General features: G+C 66.7%; 21 protein-coding genes. 8 read left to right on the top strand and 13 right to left on the bottom strand.

Going from position 1 to position 19999, the window contains the following annotated elements; all coding sequences use genetic code 11:
- Window positions 1-4 precede the first annotated feature (4 nt).
- The gene (locus B4L26_RS16210) at window positions 5-433 is read left to right on the top strand and encodes a CoA-binding protein (RefSeq protein WP_290720425.1); all 429 of its coding nucleotides are present in this window, start codon (window positions 5-7) and stop codon (window positions 431-433) included.
- Window positions 430-1170: a hypothetical protein gene (locus B4L26_RS16205; protein ID WP_290720423.1), complete on the top strand. Its 741-nt coding sequence runs from the start codon at window positions 430-432 to the stop codon at window positions 1168-1170. The genes B4L26_RS16210 and B4L26_RS16205 overlap by 4 nt, the downstream gene beginning before the upstream one ends.
- Here B4L26_RS16205 and B4L26_RS16200 read toward each other — a convergent pair.
- A complete protein-coding gene (locus B4L26_RS16200; RefSeq protein WP_290720544.1) occupies window positions 1098-2645 on the bottom strand; it encodes a flavin-containing monooxygenase in 1548 nt (515 codons plus the stop codon). The genes B4L26_RS16205 and B4L26_RS16200 overlap by 73 nt on opposite strands.
- A gap of 126 nt (window positions 2646-2771) precedes the next feature.
- On the opposite strand from B4L26_RS16200, the gene B4L26_RS16195 reads away from it, so the two are divergent.
- On the top strand, window positions 2772-3230 hold the full coding sequence (locus tag B4L26_RS16195) for a hypothetical protein (protein ID WP_290720422.1): 459 nt from the start codon (window positions 2772-2774) through the stop codon (window positions 3228-3230).
- A gap of 100 nt (window positions 3231-3330) precedes the next feature.
- Here the strand turns inward: B4L26_RS16195 and B4L26_RS16190 are convergent, their stop codons facing one another.
- The 3 genes from B4L26_RS16190 to B4L26_RS16180 form a co-directional block, all read right to left on the bottom strand.
- A complete protein-coding gene (locus B4L26_RS16190) occupies window positions 3331-4014 on the bottom strand; it encodes an NAD(P)H-binding protein (RefSeq protein ID WP_290720420.1) in 684 nt (227 codons plus the stop codon).
- A 1-nt stretch (window position 4015) separates the two neighbouring features.
- Entirely contained in the window at window positions 4016-4291 is a 276-nt protein-coding gene (locus tag B4L26_RS16185; RefSeq protein ID WP_290720419.1) for a GlsB/YeaQ/YmgE family stress response membrane protein, read from the bottom strand.
- Between the two features lie 72 nt (window positions 4292-4363).
- Window positions 4364-4876 (bottom strand): hypothetical protein, encoded by a 513-nt coding sequence (locus tag B4L26_RS16180; RefSeq protein WP_290720417.1) that lies wholly within the window; start codon window positions 4874-4876, stop codon window positions 4364-4366.
- A gap of 88 nt (window positions 4877-4964) precedes the next feature.
- On the opposite strand from B4L26_RS16180, the gene B4L26_RS16175 reads away from it, so the two are divergent.
- Window positions 4965-5165: a hypothetical protein gene (locus B4L26_RS16175; RefSeq protein WP_290720415.1), complete on the top strand. Its 201-nt coding sequence runs from the start codon at window positions 4965-4967 to the stop codon at window positions 5163-5165.
- 17 nt (window positions 5166-5182) lie between these two features.
- On the opposite strand, the gene B4L26_RS16170 is transcribed toward B4L26_RS16175, so the two are convergent.
- On the bottom strand, window positions 5183-5548 hold the full coding sequence (locus B4L26_RS16170; protein ID WP_290720414.1) for a DUF488 domain-containing protein: 366 nt from the start codon (window positions 5546-5548) through the stop codon (window positions 5183-5185).
- Window positions 5549-5558: 10 nt separating this feature from the next.
- A complete protein-coding gene (locus B4L26_RS16165; protein WP_290720413.1) occupies window positions 5559-6035 on the bottom strand; it encodes an NUDIX domain-containing protein in 477 nt (158 codons plus the stop codon).
- Window positions 6036-6078: 43 nt separating this feature from the next.
- On the opposite strand from B4L26_RS16165, the gene aroA reads away from it, so the two are divergent.
- Together aroA and rsgA are read left to right on the top strand one after the other, a co-directional pair.
- Entirely contained in the window at window positions 6079-7395 is a 1317-nt protein-coding gene (gene aroA, locus B4L26_RS16160; RefSeq protein ID WP_290720411.1) for a 3-phosphoshikimate 1-carboxyvinyltransferase, read from the top strand.
- Window positions 7392-8438: a ribosome small subunit-dependent GTPase A gene (gene rsgA / locus B4L26_RS16155; protein ID WP_290720410.1), complete on the top strand. Its 1047-nt coding sequence runs from the start codon at window positions 7392-7394 to the stop codon at window positions 8436-8438. The genes aroA and rsgA overlap by 4 nt, the downstream gene beginning before the upstream one ends.
- Window positions 8439-8449: 11 nt before the next feature.
- Here the strand turns inward: rsgA and B4L26_RS16150 are convergent, their stop codons facing one another.
- Both B4L26_RS16150 and B4L26_RS16145 read right to left on the bottom strand, forming a co-directional pair.
- A complete protein-coding gene (locus B4L26_RS16150) occupies window positions 8450-9649 on the bottom strand; it encodes a fatty acid desaturase family protein (protein ID WP_290720408.1) in 1200 nt (399 codons plus the stop codon).
- Window positions 9650-9710: 61 nt separating this feature from the next.
- Window positions 9711-11045, bottom strand: a complete 1335-nt coding sequence (locus B4L26_RS16145; protein WP_290720406.1) for a fatty acid desaturase family protein — start codon at window positions 11043-11045, stop codon at window positions 9711-9713.
- Window positions 11046-11148: 103 nt separating this feature from the next.
- Between B4L26_RS16145 and B4L26_RS16140 the strand changes: the two genes are divergently transcribed.
- Complete coding sequence (locus tag B4L26_RS16140) at window positions 11149-12264, top strand: ferredoxin reductase (RefSeq protein ID WP_290720404.1); 1116 nt, start codon at window positions 11149-11151, stop codon at window positions 12262-12264.
- Between the two features lie 3 nt (window positions 12265-12267).
- Here the strand turns inward: B4L26_RS16140 and B4L26_RS16135 are convergent, their stop codons facing one another.
- Window positions 12268-13263, bottom strand: a complete 996-nt coding sequence (locus B4L26_RS16135) for an AraC family transcriptional regulator (protein ID WP_290720402.1) — start codon at window positions 13261-13263, stop codon at window positions 12268-12270.
- A 93-nt stretch (window positions 13264-13356) separates the two neighbouring features.
- Between B4L26_RS16135 and B4L26_RS16130 the strand changes: the two genes are divergently transcribed.
- Entirely contained in the window at window positions 13357-14775 is a 1419-nt protein-coding gene (locus tag B4L26_RS16130) for a DUF1254 domain-containing protein (RefSeq protein WP_290720400.1), read from the top strand.
- Between the two features lie 510 nt (window positions 14776-15285).
- On the opposite strand, the gene B4L26_RS16125 is transcribed toward B4L26_RS16130, so the two are convergent.
- From B4L26_RS16125 to secA, 4 genes are all read right to left on the bottom strand, one after another.
- The gene (locus B4L26_RS16125) at window positions 15286-15789 is read right to left on the bottom strand and encodes a DUF6912 family protein (RefSeq protein WP_290720398.1); all 504 of its coding nucleotides are present in this window, start codon (window positions 15787-15789) and stop codon (window positions 15286-15288) included.
- A gap of 2 nt (window positions 15790-15791) precedes the next feature.
- Window positions 15792-17240 carry a wax ester/triacylglycerol synthase domain-containing protein gene (locus tag B4L26_RS16120; RefSeq protein ID WP_290720396.1) on the bottom strand — a complete coding sequence of 483 codons (1449 nt, stop codon included), beginning with the start codon at window positions 17238-17240 and terminating at the stop codon, window positions 15792-15794.
- Window positions 17241-17261: 21 nt separating this feature from the next.
- A complete protein-coding gene (locus B4L26_RS16115) occupies window positions 17262-17783 on the bottom strand; it encodes an Rv3235 family protein (protein ID WP_290720394.1) in 522 nt (173 codons plus the stop codon).
- Window positions 17784-17840: 57 nt separating this feature from the next.
- Window positions 17841-19999: preprotein translocase subunit SecA (gene secA / locus B4L26_RS16110; RefSeq protein ID WP_290720391.1), on the bottom strand; the 2159-nt coding region annotated here is incomplete at its 5' end.

Genomic DNA, 19999 nt, shown 5'->3' with positions numbered 1-19999 from the left:
GAGTATGACCGACCGCGCCGCGACCGATGCCATCGTCGAGAAGATTCTGACGGCCTACGACACGATCACCGTCGTCGGCGCGAGCGCCGATCCCGCCAAAGCTGCCAATGAGGTGCCCGCCTATATGCAGCAGCACGGGTGGCGGATCATCCCGGTCAACCCGCACGCCGAGGAAATCGTCGGCGAGCCGGTGTACCGGAGCATCGCCGACATCCCCGAACAGGTCGGCCTCGTCGACGTGTTCCGACCGTCAGCAGACTGCGCGGCCGTGGCACGCGCCGCAGCCGAGGCGGGTGCCACGGCACTGTGGCTGCAACTGGGGATCACCTCGCCCGAGGCGCGCGCAATCGCCGCGGATGCCGGGATGGCCTACGTCGAGGACCGCTGCCTGATCATCGAACAACGCAGAAGCGGGATCGTTGCGCGCCGATGAGCGTCGTCGACAACTTCACCGCACCCGGCCGACTGCCACTAACGCTGCTGTTCATCGCCTTCCTCACCACCTTCGTCATCACGCGCACCATCACCCGCCTGATCCGGGCCGGCAAGGGTCCGTTCCATGACAATGTCGCAAGCGGCGTCCACATCCACCACTCCATCCCCGGCATCATCTTGACGATCGGCGGCGGGTTCGGCTCGGTCGCCGCGCACGGTGCCGCACCGATGGCGGCGATCAGCGCCATATTGATCGGCGTCGGGTCCTCCCTGGTCCTCGACGAGTTCGCACTGCTCCTGCATCTGCAGGACGTCTACTGGTCGAGCGAAGGGCAACTGTCGGTCCAAGTGGTGATGCTGACCGGTGCGGTCTTGGGCCTTATGGCGCTGGGCGTGAACCCGCTGGAGAACGACGGCACGCTCCACGTCGGATCGCTGGTCGTCTTGGCGAACCTACCGGTGCACCTGCTGGCCGTCGTGGTCTGCGTGCGGAAGGGAAAGTATTCGACCGCCATCGTCGGCGCTTTCCTTCCGCCGATCGCCTGGATCGGCGCCATCCGCTTGGCGCGGCCGCAATCGACGTGGGCCAAACGGCACTACTCGCCGTCGAAGCTCGAGCGGGCCACACGACGTGCCGACGGCTTCGACGCCCGCTGGGGCCGCTACGGTTTGGCGCTGGGCGACTTGGTCGCCGGACGGCCCACCGAGGTCACCGCCGGACCCGCAAACGAATAGTCCTCGAGTGGGAATGTCGCCATCTCGTGCAGCGTTCCCGGCGTCGAGCGGGGCCGCAGCAGGGTCGCCTCACCGGCATGGTTGAAGTAATAGCTGTTCGCGCTCGAGCAGTCGCCGCGATAGAAGACCGACGAGTCCAGCCGACGGGTCACGTCATCGAGGAAGCGCGCGTTGGCCTCCTCGGTCACCTCGAACCTCGTGGCCTTGCGACGCTTCACTTCGCCGAGCAGCCGGGCGATGTGGCGCATCTGCCCCTCGATCGTCGTGAAGTACGAGAGGCCGCTGTAGGAGTACGGGCTGTTGAGGGTGAAGAAGTTCGGGAACTTCGGCACAGTGATTCCCTCGTAAGCTTGGAACCTCTCGGCGCGCCACCACTTCCCCAGATCCATGCCGTCGCGGCCGCGGATCTCGAACGCCGGGAAGTTGGTGTCCCACAGGTCGAAACCGGTGGCGAGGACCAAAGTGTCGATCTGCACTTTCTCGCCGTCGGCCGTGATGATCCCGTCGGGATCGATCTTCACGATGGACGAGGTCTGGAGCGCGACGTTCGGTTTGGTGAACGACGCGAAGTACTCGTTGGAGAAGGTCGGACGCTTGCAACCGAAGTCGTAGTCGGGCGTCAGCTTCTCGCGCAGCTCGGGGTCGGGGACTTGGCGCTTGAGGTGGGCCTTCGCAAGGGCGACGGCGCCGCGGTTGGCGACCTTGAACTGCTTGAAATGCAACACGCCGGTGACCATGAGCAGCTCGAGCAAGCTCGTGTTCACCAGCCGTGCCGCCTTCTGGGTGGCTGGAACGCGGGCGAACAACTGCTGCACGGCCCGTGGAATCGCGAAGTCCAACTTCGGCACCACCCAAATCGGGGTGCGCTGGAAGACGGTGAGGTCATCGGCCTGCTTGGCGATCTCGGGGATCAGCTGGACTGCGGTGGCGCCGGTACCGATCACCGCGACGCGCTCACCGGTGAAGTCGTGACCGTCTTGCCACGCGGTGGTGTGGATGACGGTGCCTTTGAATGTCTTGATCCCGGGGATCGCCGGCGTGTGCGGCTGCGACAGGAACCCGGTGGCGGTAAGCAGGAGCCGGGCAGTCCGCTCGGTGCCGTCCTCGCTGTAGACCCGCCAAAACGATGCGGAGTCATCCCACTCCGCACGCTCGATCTGCTCGCCGAAGACCATGTGTCGGCGCAGGTCGTACTTGTCGGCGACGTGCTCGGCGTAGCGCTTGAGCTCGGCCCCCGGCGCGAAGAGCCGCGACCAGAACGGGTTGGGCTCGAAAGAGTAGCTGTAAGTCACCGACGCGATGTCCACGGCGAGACCCGGATAGTGGTTCACGTGCCAGGTTCCGCCGAGGTCGTCCTCGCGCTCGACGATCGCGATGCTCTGCACACCCTGCCGTTTGAGCTCAATGGCCGCACCAATGCCGCCGAAGCCCGCGCCGACGACGATGGCGTCGTACGTCGGCTGCGCGACTCCCACACCGTCTCGACCGGTCGCGATAACGTCGTTGTCAGTCACGATTCCCCCGCTTCTTGAATGGCACCGTGTGCTTGATCGACCCAAATCCCCTGACCCGACCCTACCGCCTTCACGAAAGCAGCCCCTATGTCTTCCGATTCCGCCGCGTCCCTCATCGACTCCCTCGACGGCGTGACCATCGCGACGATCGTCGCCGCCGGCGTCCTGCTCGCCTGGGCGATGCTCCTGGGCGTGTGGAAGTACCAACAGGTGATGGCATCGCCGGATGGGCAGGCGCATGTCTACGTCGATATCGCACACCGGGCCGCACTGATGTACTCCTTCGCGACCTTGGTCCTGGCAGCACTCGCCGCATTGTCCGCGTGGCCGTCGTGGGTGAATGCGATCAGTGTGGCGGTCCCGCTCATCTTCTTTGTCGGCGCGATCGGCAGTTACATCCTCCACGGCGCACTGCGGGACACCGAGAATCAGTTCAGCCCCCGACCGGGCTGGTTGATCAAAGGGTTCATGGTCGCGCTAATCGTCGGCGAGGTCGGCGGAACCTGCGTGTTGGTCGCGGGTGTCATCGCCGCCTGGGCGGGTTAGGTCCGCGGTTCACAGCCAATCCCACACCGCTTCGTCGATCCGACGTCGATCGACGCAGGATTGACGAAACGACGTTGGGGCTGGAGGCTCGTCGGGCCTGCTACCAGGCATCGGCCGGGTGGTCCGGACCGTCGTTGAACTCCAGGCGCGTATTGATCGTCGCCGGGTCGTGCAGCGACGCGACGACGACTGCGGCCACGGCGTCGCGGCTCACCGACCCTTTGACCTGACCTTCCGCACCGGTTTCACGCACAGCTGCCCCGCCCGGCTCGTGGGCGACCCGGCTCACCGACACACCGCCGCCGGGGGCATCAGTCAGACGGCTGGGCCCGAGGATCGTCCAGTCCAGGTCGGAATCGAGCAGGAACGCATCGGCCGCCGCCTTGGCCTCGGCGTACGGATGGAACGAATCACCCTCGGGCACACCGTGATCGGGTCGAGCACCGAAATAGGACACCATCACGTATCGCCGAACTCCGGCTTCCAGCGCCGCCTCCATAGAACGGATCGCCGCGTCGCGATCGACGGCGTAAGTCCGGGATGGATTGCCTCCGCCCGCTCCGGCCGACCACACGACTGCGTCGTGCCCGACGAAGACATCGACGAACGCCGACTCCTTCGCCGCTTCCACGTCGAACACCACCGGGTTGGCACCGGAGTCTCGCACATCGGCGGCATGATCGGGATTGCGGATAAGCGCGGTGACCTCGTCGCCACGCTCGCAGAGCAGGCGCGCCACACGCAGAGCGACCTTTCCGTGGCCGCCAACAACGACGACGCGCACGCTACTTCGACGCCCGCGAAGTGACGGACTCGTACCCGAAAGTGAGGACGATGGCAGCGGCGATACTGATGATCCAACGCCACCAGTCGATGCCCGAAGTGTCGGCGACGTCGAGCTTAGCGGCCACGAAATAGCCGACCACAGCACCGATGACGCCGAGGACTACCGTGACCAGCGCCGAGATCGATTGCTTGCCCGGCATCACCACGCGCGCAAGGATGCCGATAACCGCGCCGAAGATGATCAGCCCGACGATTCCGCCAACACTAAGATCCATGTCGTCTCCCTCGTCTCTCAACGGTGCCCGTACCAAGCACTCTAGCCACGTCAGCAGCTTCGTCACCGGTCCTCATGAGTCGCGCACCGAGCTGCGCGACACCGTCCGCGTCATCCAATCCACCCTGCTTGCCGTGTGCGGCAACGACTTCGCGCGCATGTAGGCGAAGCCGATGAGGTCGGGCTCGGCGAAGCCGCAGCGCTCGCGGAACCAGCCGACCACCAGGTCGGCGACCATCTGCGGCGATTCGCTCACCAGGTATCCGTGGGTGCAGTCCTCGAACAGGTCGTCGTGGTGCCACGTGTCGAGCGCGACGTTGTCGCCGTCGTAGCAGTCCAGCAGCGGGATGATCATCAGCGTCGTGGAGCAGCGCAACAGGTACCGGTCCCCGTACAACCGCTGCACCTGCGCGCATTCGACGTCGTAACCGTCGGTCTCTGGCGTGGCGTCGCCGCGTCCGGCGTCGAGCACCGACGCCGCCGGCAACTCCGACAACCGTTGGGCGAACCATCCCGCGAATGCCGCCCACCGCGCGTCCACGTCCGTCGTGGACCCGCCCGAATCGATTCCGTCCCGCTCCGCCATCGCCGCCTCCTGACCGACCCTGCCACCGACCGTCGGTGAACTGGTGTTCGAAGTGAACCACGGGGGTCTGACAGCCTAGGATCGACACATGACCGTCAGCCCCGATCCCGTCGACACCCTGCGACGATGGTCCGATTCCGGCGCGGTATGGCGGGTGCTGTCGCGGCGCGGCGGGACGCTGGTCATCGGGCTCTACCGATGCGACGGCGGCGAGGAGGTCGACCGCTTGGCCTCGGCCGATCCGCAGCTGATCGAGTTCGTCGGCGCGCGCAACAGTAACGAAGACTGAACCGGCGACAGCGCAGACTAGCCGCCAGCGCGGTTGAGCTCCTCGAGGATCGTCGGAACGTGGCTCGTCGACGGATCCTTGGTCGCGGTCGCCAGCTCCACGTCGCCCTTGGCCGCCTCCGACGCGATATGGGCGAGCGCGTCGGCCTGCTCGCCCGAGGCGAGTTCTTCGCGGTATCGCGCGACGAAGATCTCGTGGACATCAGCGTTGCCCTCGTTGTGGTGATACCACTCGCGCAGTTCGGTACTCGGTGCGACTTCCTTGCACCACTCCCCGATCCGCGGGTCCTCCTTGCGGAGCCCCCGCGGCCACAACCGGTCGACGAGGATCCGATGGGCCCCGGCGGGCACGTCGTCGTAAACACGGCCGATGGTGATCGTCATACCGGTGACGCTACCGATCTCCGCCGACCGCCACCCCAAGACGCGCCAGGAACTCGGTCTGCGCGGGGTTGATTTTCAGCGCGGCGCCGTCAGCGGAGAACCACTGCCCTCGGTCGACCTCCGGGAACTCGCGCATCTGGCCCGACCGGGGCGGCCACTGGATGGTGAAGGTGTTCGAGACGACGGCCGACGCGTCCACCTCACCGCACACCGCGAAGGCGCGCACCACCTTGCCGCCGCGCTGGCGCACCTCACCCAGGTCGAGGACCGGACCATCGGGCACCGGTTGTCCGGTCTCCTCGATGAACTCCCGACGCGCCGCGGCAAGCGGATCCTCGTCGGGCCCGTGCTCCCCTTTCGGGATCGTCCAGGCGCCGGAATCCTTGCGCGCCCAGAACGGCCCGCCCGGGTGCACCAGGAACACCTCTACCCCACCGGAGTCCGCCGACCCTCGGTAGACCAGCATTCCCGCACTGTGCGCCACCATCTCCACGATTATCGTCGATCGCGACCATGAGAGACTGAGGACCATGACCACCTGGCCCGCTCCCGTCGCGCGCAGTCCGTTGTCGGCGACCGTGGACGTGCCCGGATCGAAGTCGATCACCAACCGTGCCCTGGTCCTCGCCGCGCTGGCCGACGGGCCGTCGACCATCTCCGGCGCCCTGCGCAGCCGCGACACCGACCTGATGCGCGACGGCCTCGCAGCGATGGGCACCGGGATCGACATCGACAGCACCGATCCCACCCGCATCACCGTCACCCCGCGACCATTGCACGGGACCACCGTCGACTGTGGGTTGGCCGGTACGGTCATGCGCTTCCTGCCGCCGGTCGCGGCGCTGGCCGACGGTGCCGTCGCGTTCGACGGCGACGAGCAGGCCCGCTCCCGGCCGCTGCACACCATCCTCGATGCCCTGCGCTCCCTCGGCGCCGACATCACCGGCTCGGCGCTGCCGTTCACCGTTGTCGGCCGCGGCGGCCTGCGCGGCGGAGACATCGTCATCGACGCATCGGCGTCATCCCAGTTCGTGTCGGGGCTGCTGTTGTCGGGTGCGCGGTTCGACGACGGTGTGCGCGTGGTGCACCGCGGCGCGCCGATGCCCTCGGCGCCGCACGTCGAGATGACTCTGGAAATGCTGCGCCACCACGGGGTGACGGTCGAGGCCGGCGACGACGAGTGGCGCGTCGCCCCCGGGCCGATCGCCGCCCGCGATTGGGTGATCGAGCCCGACCTGTCCAACGCCGCCGCCTTCCTGGCCGCCGCGGCCGCCACCGGCGGAATGGTGCGGGTACCGCGCTGGCCCGCGCACACGACTCAGCCGGGTGCGCAGTTCGTCGCCATCCTCGCCGCGCTCGGCGCCACGGCCACCCGCGCCGACGACGGCGTCCTGACGGTCACCGGCGGCGGGTTGCGCGGGATCGACGTCGACCTGCGCGCCATCGGAGAGCTGACCCCGACGATCGCCGCACTGTGCGCACTGGCCGACGGCGAGTCGCGGCTGCGCGGCATCGGTCACCTGCGCGGCCACGAGACCGACCGGTTGGCGGCCCTGGCGACCGAGATCAATCGCCTCGGCGGCGACGTCGTCGAGTTCGACGCACCGGACAACGCGGGCGGGCTCATCATCACTCCACGACCGCTACACGGCGGCGTCTGGCAGTCCTACGCTGATCACCGCATGGCGACAGCAGGGGCGCTGATCGGTCTGTGCGTGCCCGGCGTCGAGGTCGTCGACATCGGCACCACCGCGAAGACGCTGCCCGACTTCCCACAGATGTGGGCGGACATGCTGGGTACCGTTGCCGACGCCGATATCTCCGACACCGGAGCCACCGCCGGGTGAGCCGGGGCCGCTCGACGCGCCAGTACGACGAATCCGACGTCCGGATCCGCCCGGGTAAGAGTTCGCGCCCGCGCACTAAGACGCGCCCGGTCCACGCTGACGCCGCGTCGGCGATGGTCGTATCCGTCGACCGCGGTCGGTGGGGCTGCGCGATCGACGCCGATCCCGCCCGGATCGTCGTCGCGATGCGCGCCCGCGAACTGGGCCGCACCCCAATCGTCGTCGGCGACCGCGTCGGTGTCGTCGGGGATGTCTCGGGTGACAAGGACACCCTGGCGCGCATCGTCCGCGTGGACGACCGGACCTCAGTACTGCGGCGCACCGCCGACGATACCGATCCCTACGAGCGGATCGTCGTCGCCAACGCCGACCAGCTGCTCATCGTTACTGCGCTGGCCGACCCGCCGCCGCGCACCGGGTTTGTCGAGCGCGCCCTCGCCGCGGCCTACGTCGGCGGTTTGAAGCCGGTACTCGCGCTCACCAAGTCCGATTTGGCCGACGGCACTGCCTTCCGGGCCGCATTCGACGGCCTGGACCTGCGGATCGTCGCAGCCGGGCGCGACGATGATCTGACGCAGTTGCGCGCACTGCTCGAGGGCAAGCTGACCGCGCTCATCGGGCATTCCGGCGTCGGCAAGTCGACAATGGTGAATCGCCTTGTGCCACAAGCTGATCGGGCGACCGGCGAAGTATCCGGGGTGGGCAAGGGACGGCATACCTCGACGCAATCGGTGGCGTTGCCGATCCCAGATTCCCCCGGCACCTGGGTGGTCGACACTCCAGGGATCCGCTCTTTCGGGCTGGCCCACATCTCCCCCGACGACGTAGTCGCGGCCTTCACCGACCTGCGCGAGGCCATCGAGGACTGCCCTCGCGGCTGCAGCCACCTCGGCCCGCCAGCCGACCCGGAGTGCGCACTCGATCAACTGGACGGAGCAGCCGCACGTCGGGCGATGGCGGTGCGCAACATTCTCGTCGCACTCACTGCGGAGAATCGTCCCGCGGTGACCGAGGAAGGGAATACTTCCCCCGACGGTGCATGAGGGGAATTTTCTCAGCGGGCCTTGCGCTCCGCCTTCAACCGACGCAGTGCGGTCTTGAGGCCCCGGGCACGGGGCGTCATGCCGTCGAAGCGACGCTCCGACGCGGTTTCCGGCGCATCATCGGCGGTGTCGCGCAGGAACTGGTCGGGCAGAGCCAGTTTGTTCACCGTCCGCAATGTCTGCAGGTATTGGTGGACCAGCGGACCGGTGGTGTACGGCAGGTCGTACTTGTCGCAGAGTTCGCGCACTCGCACCGATATCTCGGGCAGCCGATTGCTCGGCAGGTCCGGGTAGAGGTGGTGCTCGATCTGGTAGGACAGATTGCCCGAGAGGAAAGCCATCACAGGACCAGAGTCGAAGTTCGCCGTCCCCAGCATCTGCCGCAGGTACCAGGCGCCGCGCGTCTCCTCGTCGAGCGCGTCGACGGTGAACTTCTCAGCGCCATCGGGGAAATGTCCGCAGAAGATCACCACGTACGCCCACAAATTCCGGATGAGGTTCGCGCTCAGGTTGGCGGTCAGTGTGTGCTTGAAATTGGGGCCGCTCAACGCCGGGAAGAGCACATAGTCCTTGCCGATCTGGCGCCCCGCCTTGCGGGCGAACTCCTTGAGCTGCGGGATGGCCACATCCTTGGGCTTGTTGCCCCGAATGACCTCGCCGACCTCCAAGTCGTGCAGCGCGATTCCCCATTCGAACCCCGCCGCGAGCAAGAGGTTGAGGAACGGCTGCGCCAACCAGCGCGGCTCCCACGGCTCGTCACGGGTGACGCGCAGGGTCTTGTACCCGACATCGTGGTCCATGCCGACCACGTTGGTGTACTTGTGGTGGACGTAGTTGTGCGAGTGCTTCCAATGCGGGGCGGCGCACACCATGTCCCACTCCCACGTCGCCGAATGGACCTCGGGATCGTTCATCCAATCCCACTGGCCGTGCATGACGTTGTGGCCCAGTTCCATGTTCTCGATGATCTTGGCCAGTGCCAGCGATCCGGTGCCCAGCCACCACAACCCGCGGCGATGGCTACCCAAGAGCGCGACGCGGCCGACGATCTCCAGCGCGCGCTGCGCCCGGATGGTGCGCCGCAGGTACGCCACATCGCGGGCGCCGAGGTCGGACTCGATCTCACGGCGCAGCGAGTCCAGCTCTGCCCCGAGCGCCTCCACGTCGGCGTCGCTCAGGTGCGAGTATTCGCGGATGTCGGTGATTGCCATTGTGCGACCCATTATGCGCGTGCCGGCAGCGACCTGCCCCAGCCCGCGCTGTGGTGGGACCTTAGGCCGCCTCGGCCGAACGTCCGGGCCGGGTCTGCTTCGACGACGACAGGGCGCGAATGGTCGCCCTGTCTCGACGACGCCGACGCAAACCGGCGATCGCCGTGCGCAGCCCGGCGCGGCGTCCGGTCACCGGATCAACCGCTGCGACCAGGTGTTTTGTCGGATCATCGGCCTTGAACCGTAATTCCGAGGCAGTTTCGGGCGCATCGTCGGCCGTCGCGATCAGGAAGCGGTCGGGCAGCGACAGCTTGGCGATCGTGCGCCACGCCTTGAGGTACTGCACTGGCAGCGATCCGGTGGTGTAAGGCAAGTCATACTTCTCGGCGAGCGCCTGGACCCGGACGGAGATCTCCGGTAGGCGGTTGCTGGGCAGGTCCGGGAACAGATGGTGCTCGATCTGGTAGGACAGGTTGCCCGACATGAACCCGAGCACGGGGCCGGCGTGGAAGTTCGCGCTGCCCAGCATCTGGCGCAGATACCACTGCCCCTGGGACTCGCCGTCCATGTCCTTACGGGTGAACTTCTCGGCGCCGTCGGGGAAGTGCCCGCAGAAGATGACCGCGTTGGTCCAGAGGTTGCGGATGATGTTGGCCACGAAGTTCGCGCCCATGGTCGCGCGCGCGGCGGCCGTCGACCGTCCGATCACGCCGACGGCGGCCGGGAACAACACGTAGTCCTTGCCGACCTGCCGGCCGATCTTGGCGCCGACGTCGGCGAGGTCGGCCTTGAGTGCAGCCTTGTCCTCCGGCGTCTTGCGTTTGCGGCCCAGTTCGAGGTGCTGGGCGGCGACGCCGTACTCGAAGAAGACCGCGAGCAGCGTGTTGTAGACGAGATTGCCCAGGTAGAACGGCCGCCACCGCTGGTCACGGGTGACGCGCAGTAGGCCGTACCCGACATCGTCGTCCATGCCCAAGACGTTGGTGTACTTGTGGTGGATGTAGTTGTGAGTGTGCTTCCAGTGCGCCGACGGCCCGGTGTTGTCCCATTCCCACGTGGTCGAGTGCACCTCGGGATCGTTCATCCAATCCCACTGGCCGTGCATGACGTTGTGGCCCAGTTCCATGTTCTCGATGATCTTGGCGACGCCCAGCGACGCGGTACCGGCCCACCAGGCACCGCGGCGGCGGCCTCCTCCGGTGGAACCGGCGGCGATCATGGCGCGGCCGGCGATGTCCAGTCCGCGTTGCAGCCGGATCGTGTTGCGGATGTAGCGGGCGTCGCGCTCACCGCGATCGGCCTCGATATCCGCGCGGATTTGATCGAGTTCCGCACCCAGTGCCGCGACATCGGCGTCGCTGAGATGGGCATACTCGGGAATGTCGGAGATGGCCATTTCGTCCTAACCTACGGTTTCGTAACTTACGTCAGCGTAGGTTACGCTAGCGGAGGTTGTCCAGCAATCCGCGGGTAGCGGATTCACCGAAAGGGTGTCGCACGTGAATTGGCGGGAACGCTTCGAAGCACCGGTGCGCGACGTCGCCGCACGGCACCGCGGCACGCAACTGGTGCGCGCCGCCGTCGCACGGATCACCACCCCCCTGCTGCCCGACGACTACCTGCATCTGGCAAACCCTCTGTGGTCGGCGCGCGAGTTGCGCGGCCGCGTCGTCTCCGTCCGACGGGAGACCGCCGATACGGCCACCATCGAGATCAAGCCGGGCTGGGGCTTCTCCTTCGACTATCAGCCCGGGCAATACCTCGGTATCGGCGTCGCCGTGGGCGGCCGGTGGATCTGGCGCTCCTACTCCCTCACTTCGGCCCCCGAGATCGCCGAGCGCGACCAGACCGTCTCCATCACGGTCAAGGCAATGCCGGAGGGCTTTCTCTCCTCACACCTGGTGACCGGCATCGAACCCGGCACCATCGTCCGCCTCGCCGCACCCGCCGGCGAGTTCGTCCTACCCGACCCGCTGCCGCCCAAACTCCTGTTCCTCACCGCCGGTAGCGGCATCACGCCGATCATGTCGATGCTGCGGACCATCTCCCATCGCGGGCAACACTCCGACATCGTCGTGATCCACTCTGTTCCCGGGCCCGACGACCTGCTGTTCGGCGAGGAACTCGCCGGTTACGCCCAGCGAGGGACCGTCGACGTCCACATCCACGAGTCCCGCGACGGCGGCCGGCTCACACCTGACCGGATCGCCGGGCTGTGTGACGATTGGGCCCACCGCGAGACCTGGGCCTGCGGACCCGGCGGCTTCCTCGACCTCGTCACGGGGATGTTTGCGCAAGCCGGCATGGAGCAGCACCTCCACCTCGAGCGATTCGCCCTCGAGCGCGGTGCCGTCGGAGCGCAGGGCGGAACAGTCACCTTCGCTCGTAGTGGGAAAACAGCCACCGTCGACGGTGCGACGACACTCCTCGAGGCCGGTGAGGCGTCCGGCGTGCTCATGCCCTTCGGGTGCCGCATGGGGATTTGCCAGAGCTGCGTCGTCCCGGTTGAATCCGGCGTGGTCCGCGACTTGCGCAACGGTGTGGAGCACATTGCCGGTGAACGCATCCAGACCTGTGTCAGCGCCGCAGCCGGGGACTGTTCGCTCGACGTCTGACCGTCATCCTCGCGCGCGGAACTCCGTCGGGCTCGCGTCGAACCAACGCCTGCAGGCGCGCGTCAACGTGCTCTGCTCGGTGTAGCCGAGCTGGCGGGCCACCTGGGCGACCGACAGGTCCGATCCGATAAGCAATCGCTGGGCGATGTCGCGCCGGGTCTCGTCCACCAACTCCGCGAAGCTCGTCCCTTCGGCGGCGAGGCGCCGCTGCAAGGCCTTCGGATGCATGTTGAATTGGCTGGCGACCAGATCGATGTTGAGCCTACGGGTCGGGAGTAGCTGCCGCACGATGCTGCGGACCGAGCCCGGAATCGCACGTTCCCGGTGGCGCATGACGTCGACGAGGTAGTTCATGGCGACCTGGTGGACCAGCGGGTCACGCCCCAACGGCCGATCCAGGTCGGCCACCCGGACGGTGAAACCGGCGACCGGCTCATTGAATCGCGGCGAGCAGCCGAAGTAGTGGCGATACGACGACGGCAAGTCCAGCGCCGAATGCGGAAGGTGCACCGCCACGGGTCGATATGTAGTCCCCAGGAGCACCCGGAAGACGCGGAGAGTGAGACCGAGCGCGAGCTCGATTGATTGGGCTTGCGGTGGCGCGGGGTCCATCAGGAAGCTGTACTCGAATCGCGCCAGCCCATCGTCTGGGCCGGGCCCGACTTGGGCGAGAATCGCCGCGCTGTAGGTGTCCATGTAGGTGTCGAAGATTTCCAGCGCCTCACCAACGGTAGCGGCGGTGCGGGCCGCCACCCCCACCGGTCCAAGAATGTCGATGTTCTGCAGATCAGCGAGTCGGCGCCCAAAGTCAGGGACACCGAGCACCGCGGCCGCACTCTCCACGGCCAACACAGCATTCCGGAAAACGATGAACCGTTCGTGGTCCCCGATGTCATCGGGGTCGACGCCTGCCACCGCCAGGAGCGCCACGGCGTCGCCGCCAAAGTCGGCGACCAGCGTGTCGAAGCCGCTCAGACTCGAACCCCGGATCAGCAGCACGTCCTTCAAAGTAAAAAACCTGTCTGCTCAGGTCAAGACAGTCAGCGCTTCGGTGCGGCACCGTGATCGGTACCGACAAGGGAGGAATACACAATGAAAGCTGTTGGGATCGCCGCGGCCCTCGTATCCATGCTCCTCGCCACCGCCGCCTGCGGCGGTAGCGACCGCACGACAGAGACGCCAAATACCTATCCGAGTCCGAAGCAGCTACGCGAAATCATCAAGAGCGCATACGTGTACGGGTTGCCGATGGTCGACAATTACCGCATCCTGCACTCCTACTTCGTCGACAAGTCAAACCCGCAGTACAAAGGCGATTGGAACACGCTGCACAGCATCGCCCGGGTTTTCACTCCGGCCGACACCACCATTCAGACCCCCAATTCCGACACGCCGTACTCATTCATCGGTGCCGATCTGCGAGCCGAGCCCCTAGTGCTGACGGTCCCCAAAATCGACGCGAAGCGGTACTATTCGCTGCAATTCATCGACGCCTACACCTACGACTACCACTACGTCGGGAGCCGCACCACCGGAAATGACGGCGGTACCTACCTGCTGGCCGGTCCGGGCTGGAAGGGCGAGAAACCCGTCGGCGTCGATGAGGTGATCCGGGCGGACTCGGACTTCTCGTTCATCATCTACCGAACCCAACTGTTCGATCCAGCCGACCTGGACAACGTCAAGCGAATCCAAGCGGGGTACAAAGCACAGCCGCTGTCAGCCTTCACCGGCAAGGCGGCTGCCACGGCCCCGCCCGTCGACTTCATCACGCCGCTGACAGTCGAAGAGCAGCGGACCTCGCCGAAGTTCTTCGAGATCCTCGGTTTCGTCCTCAAGTACGTCCCCGTGTTCCCCGACGAGAGGGCGCTGCGCGAGCGCTTCGCCTCCATCGGCATCGGACCCGACGGCGGATTCAACCCCGACACGATGAGTCCCGAACAGTTGCAGGGCGTCAAGGATGGAATGGCCGACGCCCTGGCCGAGTTGGCGACCTTCCAGAAGGACGAGCTCAACACCGGCAAAGTCACCTCCGCGGATCTGTTCGGCACGCACGCCGAACTGGGCGACAACTACCTTTACCGAATGGCCGGCTCGGTGCTCGGCATCTACGGCAACGTCGCGAAAGAAGCCCTCTACCCCGTTATCGCCAATGATTCGACGAAGGCTCCACTGACCGGCGCCAACTCCTACGCGCTGCGTTTTGCGCCCGGTCAGCTCCCACCGGTGCACTCGTTCTGGTCGATCACCATGTACCGGATGCCGCAGAGCCTGCTGGTGGCCAATCCGATCGACCGCTACCTGGTCAACTCGCCGATGCTGCCCGGCCTGATCAAGGATCCCGACGGCGGCGTCACGATCTACCTCCAGACGGAATCCCCCGGGCCGAACAAGGAGGCCAACTGGCTCCCCGCGCCCGAAGGCCCGTTCCAATTGATCCTGCGGCTGTACTGGCCCAAGGAGCCGGCACTCGACGGCGAGTGGAAGACTCCGCAAGCCGTCAAACAGTGACCGGAGTGATCCGCAACTCAAGTGCCGTCCGTCGCCTGCTGACGGGCGCCGTCGTCGCAGCCTTCCTCGCGCCCGGCACCACTCCGTTCGCCCAGGCACAACCCCACGACCGCGACATCACCTGTCCGACCAGATCGTCCAAGGCGTTTCCCGCAACTTGACGGTCGCGCCAGGCCACTGGTGCCTCGTCCAGCACTCGTTGGTCACCGGCAACGTGAGATCCGTGCGTGCGACGACGTTTGGACTGATCACAAGCACCGGCCTCGTGACGTCACGGTCACCCACACGTCCAGCAACCCGAACACGGCGGCCTTCTTCGGGACGGTTGCCGGCCGCGGCGATCCCGTTCCTTCGCCGACGCAATGGTTGGAGTTGGTGGCGCAGAACTACCGCATCGATCCGCAGTGACCAACTCGGTCTGGTCCTCGAGGTAGATCCAACGTGGTGCGCCACTTTCCTCCGGCTGCCGAAGCGGGAAAACTGCGCGCGGTGTTGGAAACGGGTGCTGGGCTACAGCAGTTCCAGCAGGAACGGGAGTTCCTGCGTCGCATACCAGCCCAAGTCGAAGTCCTCGACGTCGCCGATCGCCAGCTCCGCGTCGAGATCACCCAGGTCGGCGGCGTCCACTGCATCGATCGCCGCAAGCACCGCCGACTCGGCGTCAGCGCCGTCGACGTGGGCGGCCGCAATCGCCGATCGCGGCACCGGCCCGGAGATCTTGACGACGGCGGCATCGAGATCGGGGCGCAGCTTCGGGTCGTCAACGTCGGCAGCGACGACTACCCGCCGCGGCGGCATGGCATCGGGTTCCGCGCCGTCTGCCCCCAGCAGCCGAAGGCTGGCGCGGGCCGCTTCACGCATCGCCGCCTCAGACAGCTCCTCGTCGTCGCCGGCGGTGTAGGACTCGCGCAACGCGGGAGTCACCGCGAAAGCCGTACCGCCCACGACGGCGAGTTCACCCGTCTCGTTCAGCGACTGCAGCATCGCCAGCGTTGCCGGGATGTAGACGCGCATGGTCACCGACCTCCGTCGACGCCGGGCGCGGGATGCAGGTCGTCGAAGGCGTCGTGGGTGAAGTCCACCAGCGCGGGTAGATCGACGAGTACGCCCCGATCGCCGAGGAAGGCGAACTCAACGCGGTCGGTGTAGGTCATCACGGTGATCGCCAGCGCCCGGTTCTCGAGGAGCACCGGTACCAGGAACAGTCCGCGTACCGGGACACCGTGCAGCCATCGCTGACTGACCGGGGTCGGCGCGGCCGCGATGGGCACGTTGTAGGTGTGCCGGTTCCAGCTGGTGAAGAACCGGGCCGCCACATCGCCGAACGGGACGACACCCAGGTCGGGCAGCAACGGCAGCAGCGGACCGGACTGTCGGGAGGCGGAGTGCGCGTTGCGCGCCGCCAAGCCGGCCACCTGGGCGAGCACCACCGACGGATTCGACTCGCCCACCGGCAGATCGGTGACGAACCCGGGGCCGTCTTCCCCGAACCAGTCCGATGGATCGACCGGCCGCGCATCCTCGAACGCCTCGTCCCCGGTCCTGCGAACCCCCAACGGCAACACCACCCGCACCGTATCACCGGCGCCGAGGGTGTCGGTGAACGACATCATCCAGCGCCGCAGCACGCCGGTGATGATCGCGAGTTCGACGTCGCCGCGTTCGCACCCGTGATGCTCGGCCACGCGGGCGACTTCCGTAGCGGAGATCGATGCGACGGCGAAGGTCCGCGTCGACGAGGTCGACTGGTTGAGCGGGCTGTGCGGTGCCGAGTTGGCGAACTGCGAGATCAGTTCGGTCACCTGGGTGACCGTGCCCTTCGCGAAAGAGCGCAGCGATGAGATCGGGCCGTTGCCCCCCACCAGGTTCTCCGCCATCTCCCCCGGTCGGGCGAGCCCCTCGGTGATTGCGTCGAAGGCCAGTTGGATCGCACTCGGCAACGAGCGGGGCATCCAGATGTCCTCGACGGTGTCGCCGAACGACGGCTCGTCGTCGAGCAGGACCTGCGTGAGCTCGGGCGAAGACGGGCCGACCATGCAGTGGTGGGTCTTCGTGAGCAGTGCCATCGCACCGTCGTCGAGGCCCTCGATCAGGTACATCTCCCAGAGCGGGCGGTTCGGGTCCAGCGGCCGCGACAGCACGCGCCCGACGAGGTCCTGCAGTTGTTCGGCACCACCGGGCTGCGGCAGACCCGCGCGGCGGATGTGGAAGTTGATGTCGAAGTCGGCATCGTCGACCCACACCGGCCGGGCGAGTCCGAGCGCCACCGGCTTCACGACCTGCCGGTATCGGGGCACGAACTGGATCCGGCTCTCAGCCAGCGCGACCAAGGTTGCATAGTCCAGACCTCCGCCGGGAACGGCAGCGCTCGGGTCGATGATGATCAGCGACCCGAGGTGCACAGTGGCGCGCCCCTCGTCAAGGAAGTAGTACATCGCTTCGCGCGGGGTCAGCCTGTTCACCATGATTCTGCGATCCTAACTGCCTCAGTCGAGCATCAGCCCGCAGATCTGCCAGCGCGGCGAGCGCGCCCGCTTCGGCGGCTTCGTGACCATTGTCATCCGACCCGCGAAGGCACGGACCCGCTCGCCGCACGTGTAGCTGCCGAAGAACTCGGCCGCACCGTTGTCGGCGATCTGGATGTGTACGCGCCGCAGGCGCAGACCGACCCGATTGCCTGGCCCGATCCGCGCACTGTGGTGGGCACGACCGCGGCTGAGGACGTGATCGGCAACGGTGTCGGCGACGAAGGGCGCCATCGCCGACACCGGACGGCGGCGATCGATGACCTCCAGCACGACAGTCATCGCGGCAATCGCAAACTCCCGCGCAGCGATGGCAGCAGCATCGGGGGCAGGAGGCGGTGACGGCACCACGCGCAGCGCCCGGACCGGCGGCGCGTCGATGCGCGCGTGCGTGGCTTCGTCGGCGCAATCACAGCGCCCTGCCCACCGCCCAGGATGCTCGAAGGGCGGGGCCGGGCGTACCACGACGTTGCTGGTGTCCATACAAATTGGACGCAGCCGGGCGCCGAACGGTTCCACCGGAACCGTTATTCGTACCGATCAGCGGCGGCGCTTGGTCTTCTTCGCGGCCGGCTTGGCCCGCTTGGCCCGCCGGTTGGACCGACGACCCGCCGATGCCGACTCGAGGTCATCGTCGGCCTGACCCTCGTCGAATTCCGCGGCGTCACCACTCTCGTCGGGGCCGGTGAACACCATCGGCACCTCGGCCGGAGCAGCGGGGACGCCGCGGGCACGCAGCCCGGCCGGCACCTTCGACTGGTCGGCCGAATCTGCCACCGGCCCGGTCGGCAGTTCTGGCTCCGGCTCGGCCATCGGCTCGGTCTCGACCTGGGCGTTGTAGAGGAACCCGAGGGTCTCCTCCTTGATTGCCTCGAGCATGCCGTGGAACATGTCGAAGCCCTCGCGCTGGTACTCCACGACCGGGTCCGCCTGGGCCATCGCCCGCAGGTAGATGCCCTCGCGCAGGTAGTCCATCTCGTAGAGATGGTCGCGCCACTTGCGGTCGATGACCGAGAGCAGGATGCTGCGCTCGAGTTGGCGCATCGCCCCCTCGCCAGCCATCGCGTCGATCTCGTCCTCGCGCCGGTCGTAGGCATTGTGGGCGTCCGCGACGAGGATCTCGCGCAGTTCGTCGGCAGCCATGTCGTCACGTTCGCCGAACTCGTTCTCGCCGAGCACCTCGCGCGGCGAGAGCTGGATCGGATACAGCGAGCGCAGCGCGCCCCACAACTCGTCGAGGTCCCAGTCCTCGGCGTAGCCCTCGGCGGTGGCGCCGTCGACGTAGGCGCCGACCACGTCGTCAATGAACTGCTGAATCTGCTCGCGGTGGTCCTCACCGGCGAGGATTGTGCTGCGCTCGCGGTAGATGACCTTGCGCTGCTCGTTCATCACCTCGTCGTACTTGAGGACGTTCTTGCGGACCTCGAAGTTCTGACCCTCGACCTGCGTCTGCGCCGACCGGATGGCCTTGGTGACCATCTTCGCCTCGATCGGGACGTCGTCGGGCAGGTTGACGCGGTTCATGATGGCCTCGAGCGCAGCACCGTTGAACCGGCGCATGAGCTCGTCGCCCAGCGACAGGTAGAACCGCGACTCACCCGGGTCGCCCTGGCGGCCCGACCGGCCGCGCAACTGGTTGTCGATGCGGCGCGACTCGTGCCGCTCGGTGCCCAGCACATACAGACCGCCGGCGTCGCGCACCTCGTCGGCCTCGGCCTCGGCATTGCGGCGGGCGATGGTGATCGCCTCGTCCCACGCGGCTTCGTACTCCTCGGGCGTGTGCACCGGGTCCAACCCCGCCTTGCGCAGCCGTGCGTCGGCGATGATGTCGGCATTGCCACCGAGCACGACGTCGGTACCACGGCCGGCCATGTTCGTCGCCACCGTGACCGCACCGACGCGGCCGGCCTCGGCGATGATCTGCGCCTCCTGCTCGTGGTACTTCGCGTTGAGCACGCTGTGCGGGATCTTGCGCCGCTGCAACTGGCGCGACAGGTACTCCGAGCGCTCCACGCTCGTCGTGCCGATCAGCACCGGCTGGCCCTTCTCGTGCCGTTCGGCGATGTCGTCGACGACAGCGTCGAACTTCGCCTCCTCGGTCTTGTAGATCAGGTCCGTCTGATCCTTGCGGATCATCGGCTTATTGGTCGGGATCGGCAGCACGCCCAGCTTGTAGATCTGGTCGAACTCGGCGGCCTCGGTCTCGGCCGTACCGGTCATCCCCGACAGCTTGTCGTACATGCGGAAGTAGTTCTGAAGGGTGATCGTGGCCAGCGTCTGGTTCTCGGCCTGAATCTCCACGCCTTCCTTGGCCTCGATGGCCTGGTGGAGGCCCTCGTTGAACCGGCGGCCGTCGAGCACGCGGCCGGTGAACTCGTCGACGATGACGACCTCGCCGCCCCGCACGATGTAGTCCTTGTCGCGGTGGAAGAGTTCCTTCACCTTGATCGCGTTGTTCAGATACCCGACGAGCTGAGAGTTGGCCGCGTCGTACAGGTTGTCGATGCCCAGCTGGTCCTCGACGAAGCTGACGCCCTCTTCGTGCACGCCGATGGTCTTCTTCTTGATGTCGACCTCGTAGTGCACGTCCTTCTTCAACAGCGGCGCGAGGCGGGCGAACTCGACGTACCACTTGCTCGACGAATCGGCCGGGCCGGAGATGATCAGCGGCGTACGGGCCTCGTCGATCAGGATCGAGT

The sequence above is a fragment of the Gordonia sp. UBA7599 genome, from assembly GCA_002477755.1.
In the GTDB taxonomy this organism is placed as follows: domain Bacteria; phylum Actinomycetota; class Actinomycetes; order Mycobacteriales; family Mycobacteriaceae; genus Gordonia.
The sequence above is the reverse complement of the archived record's forward strand: the minus strand, read 5'-3'. Positions and strand labels throughout refer to the sequence as shown.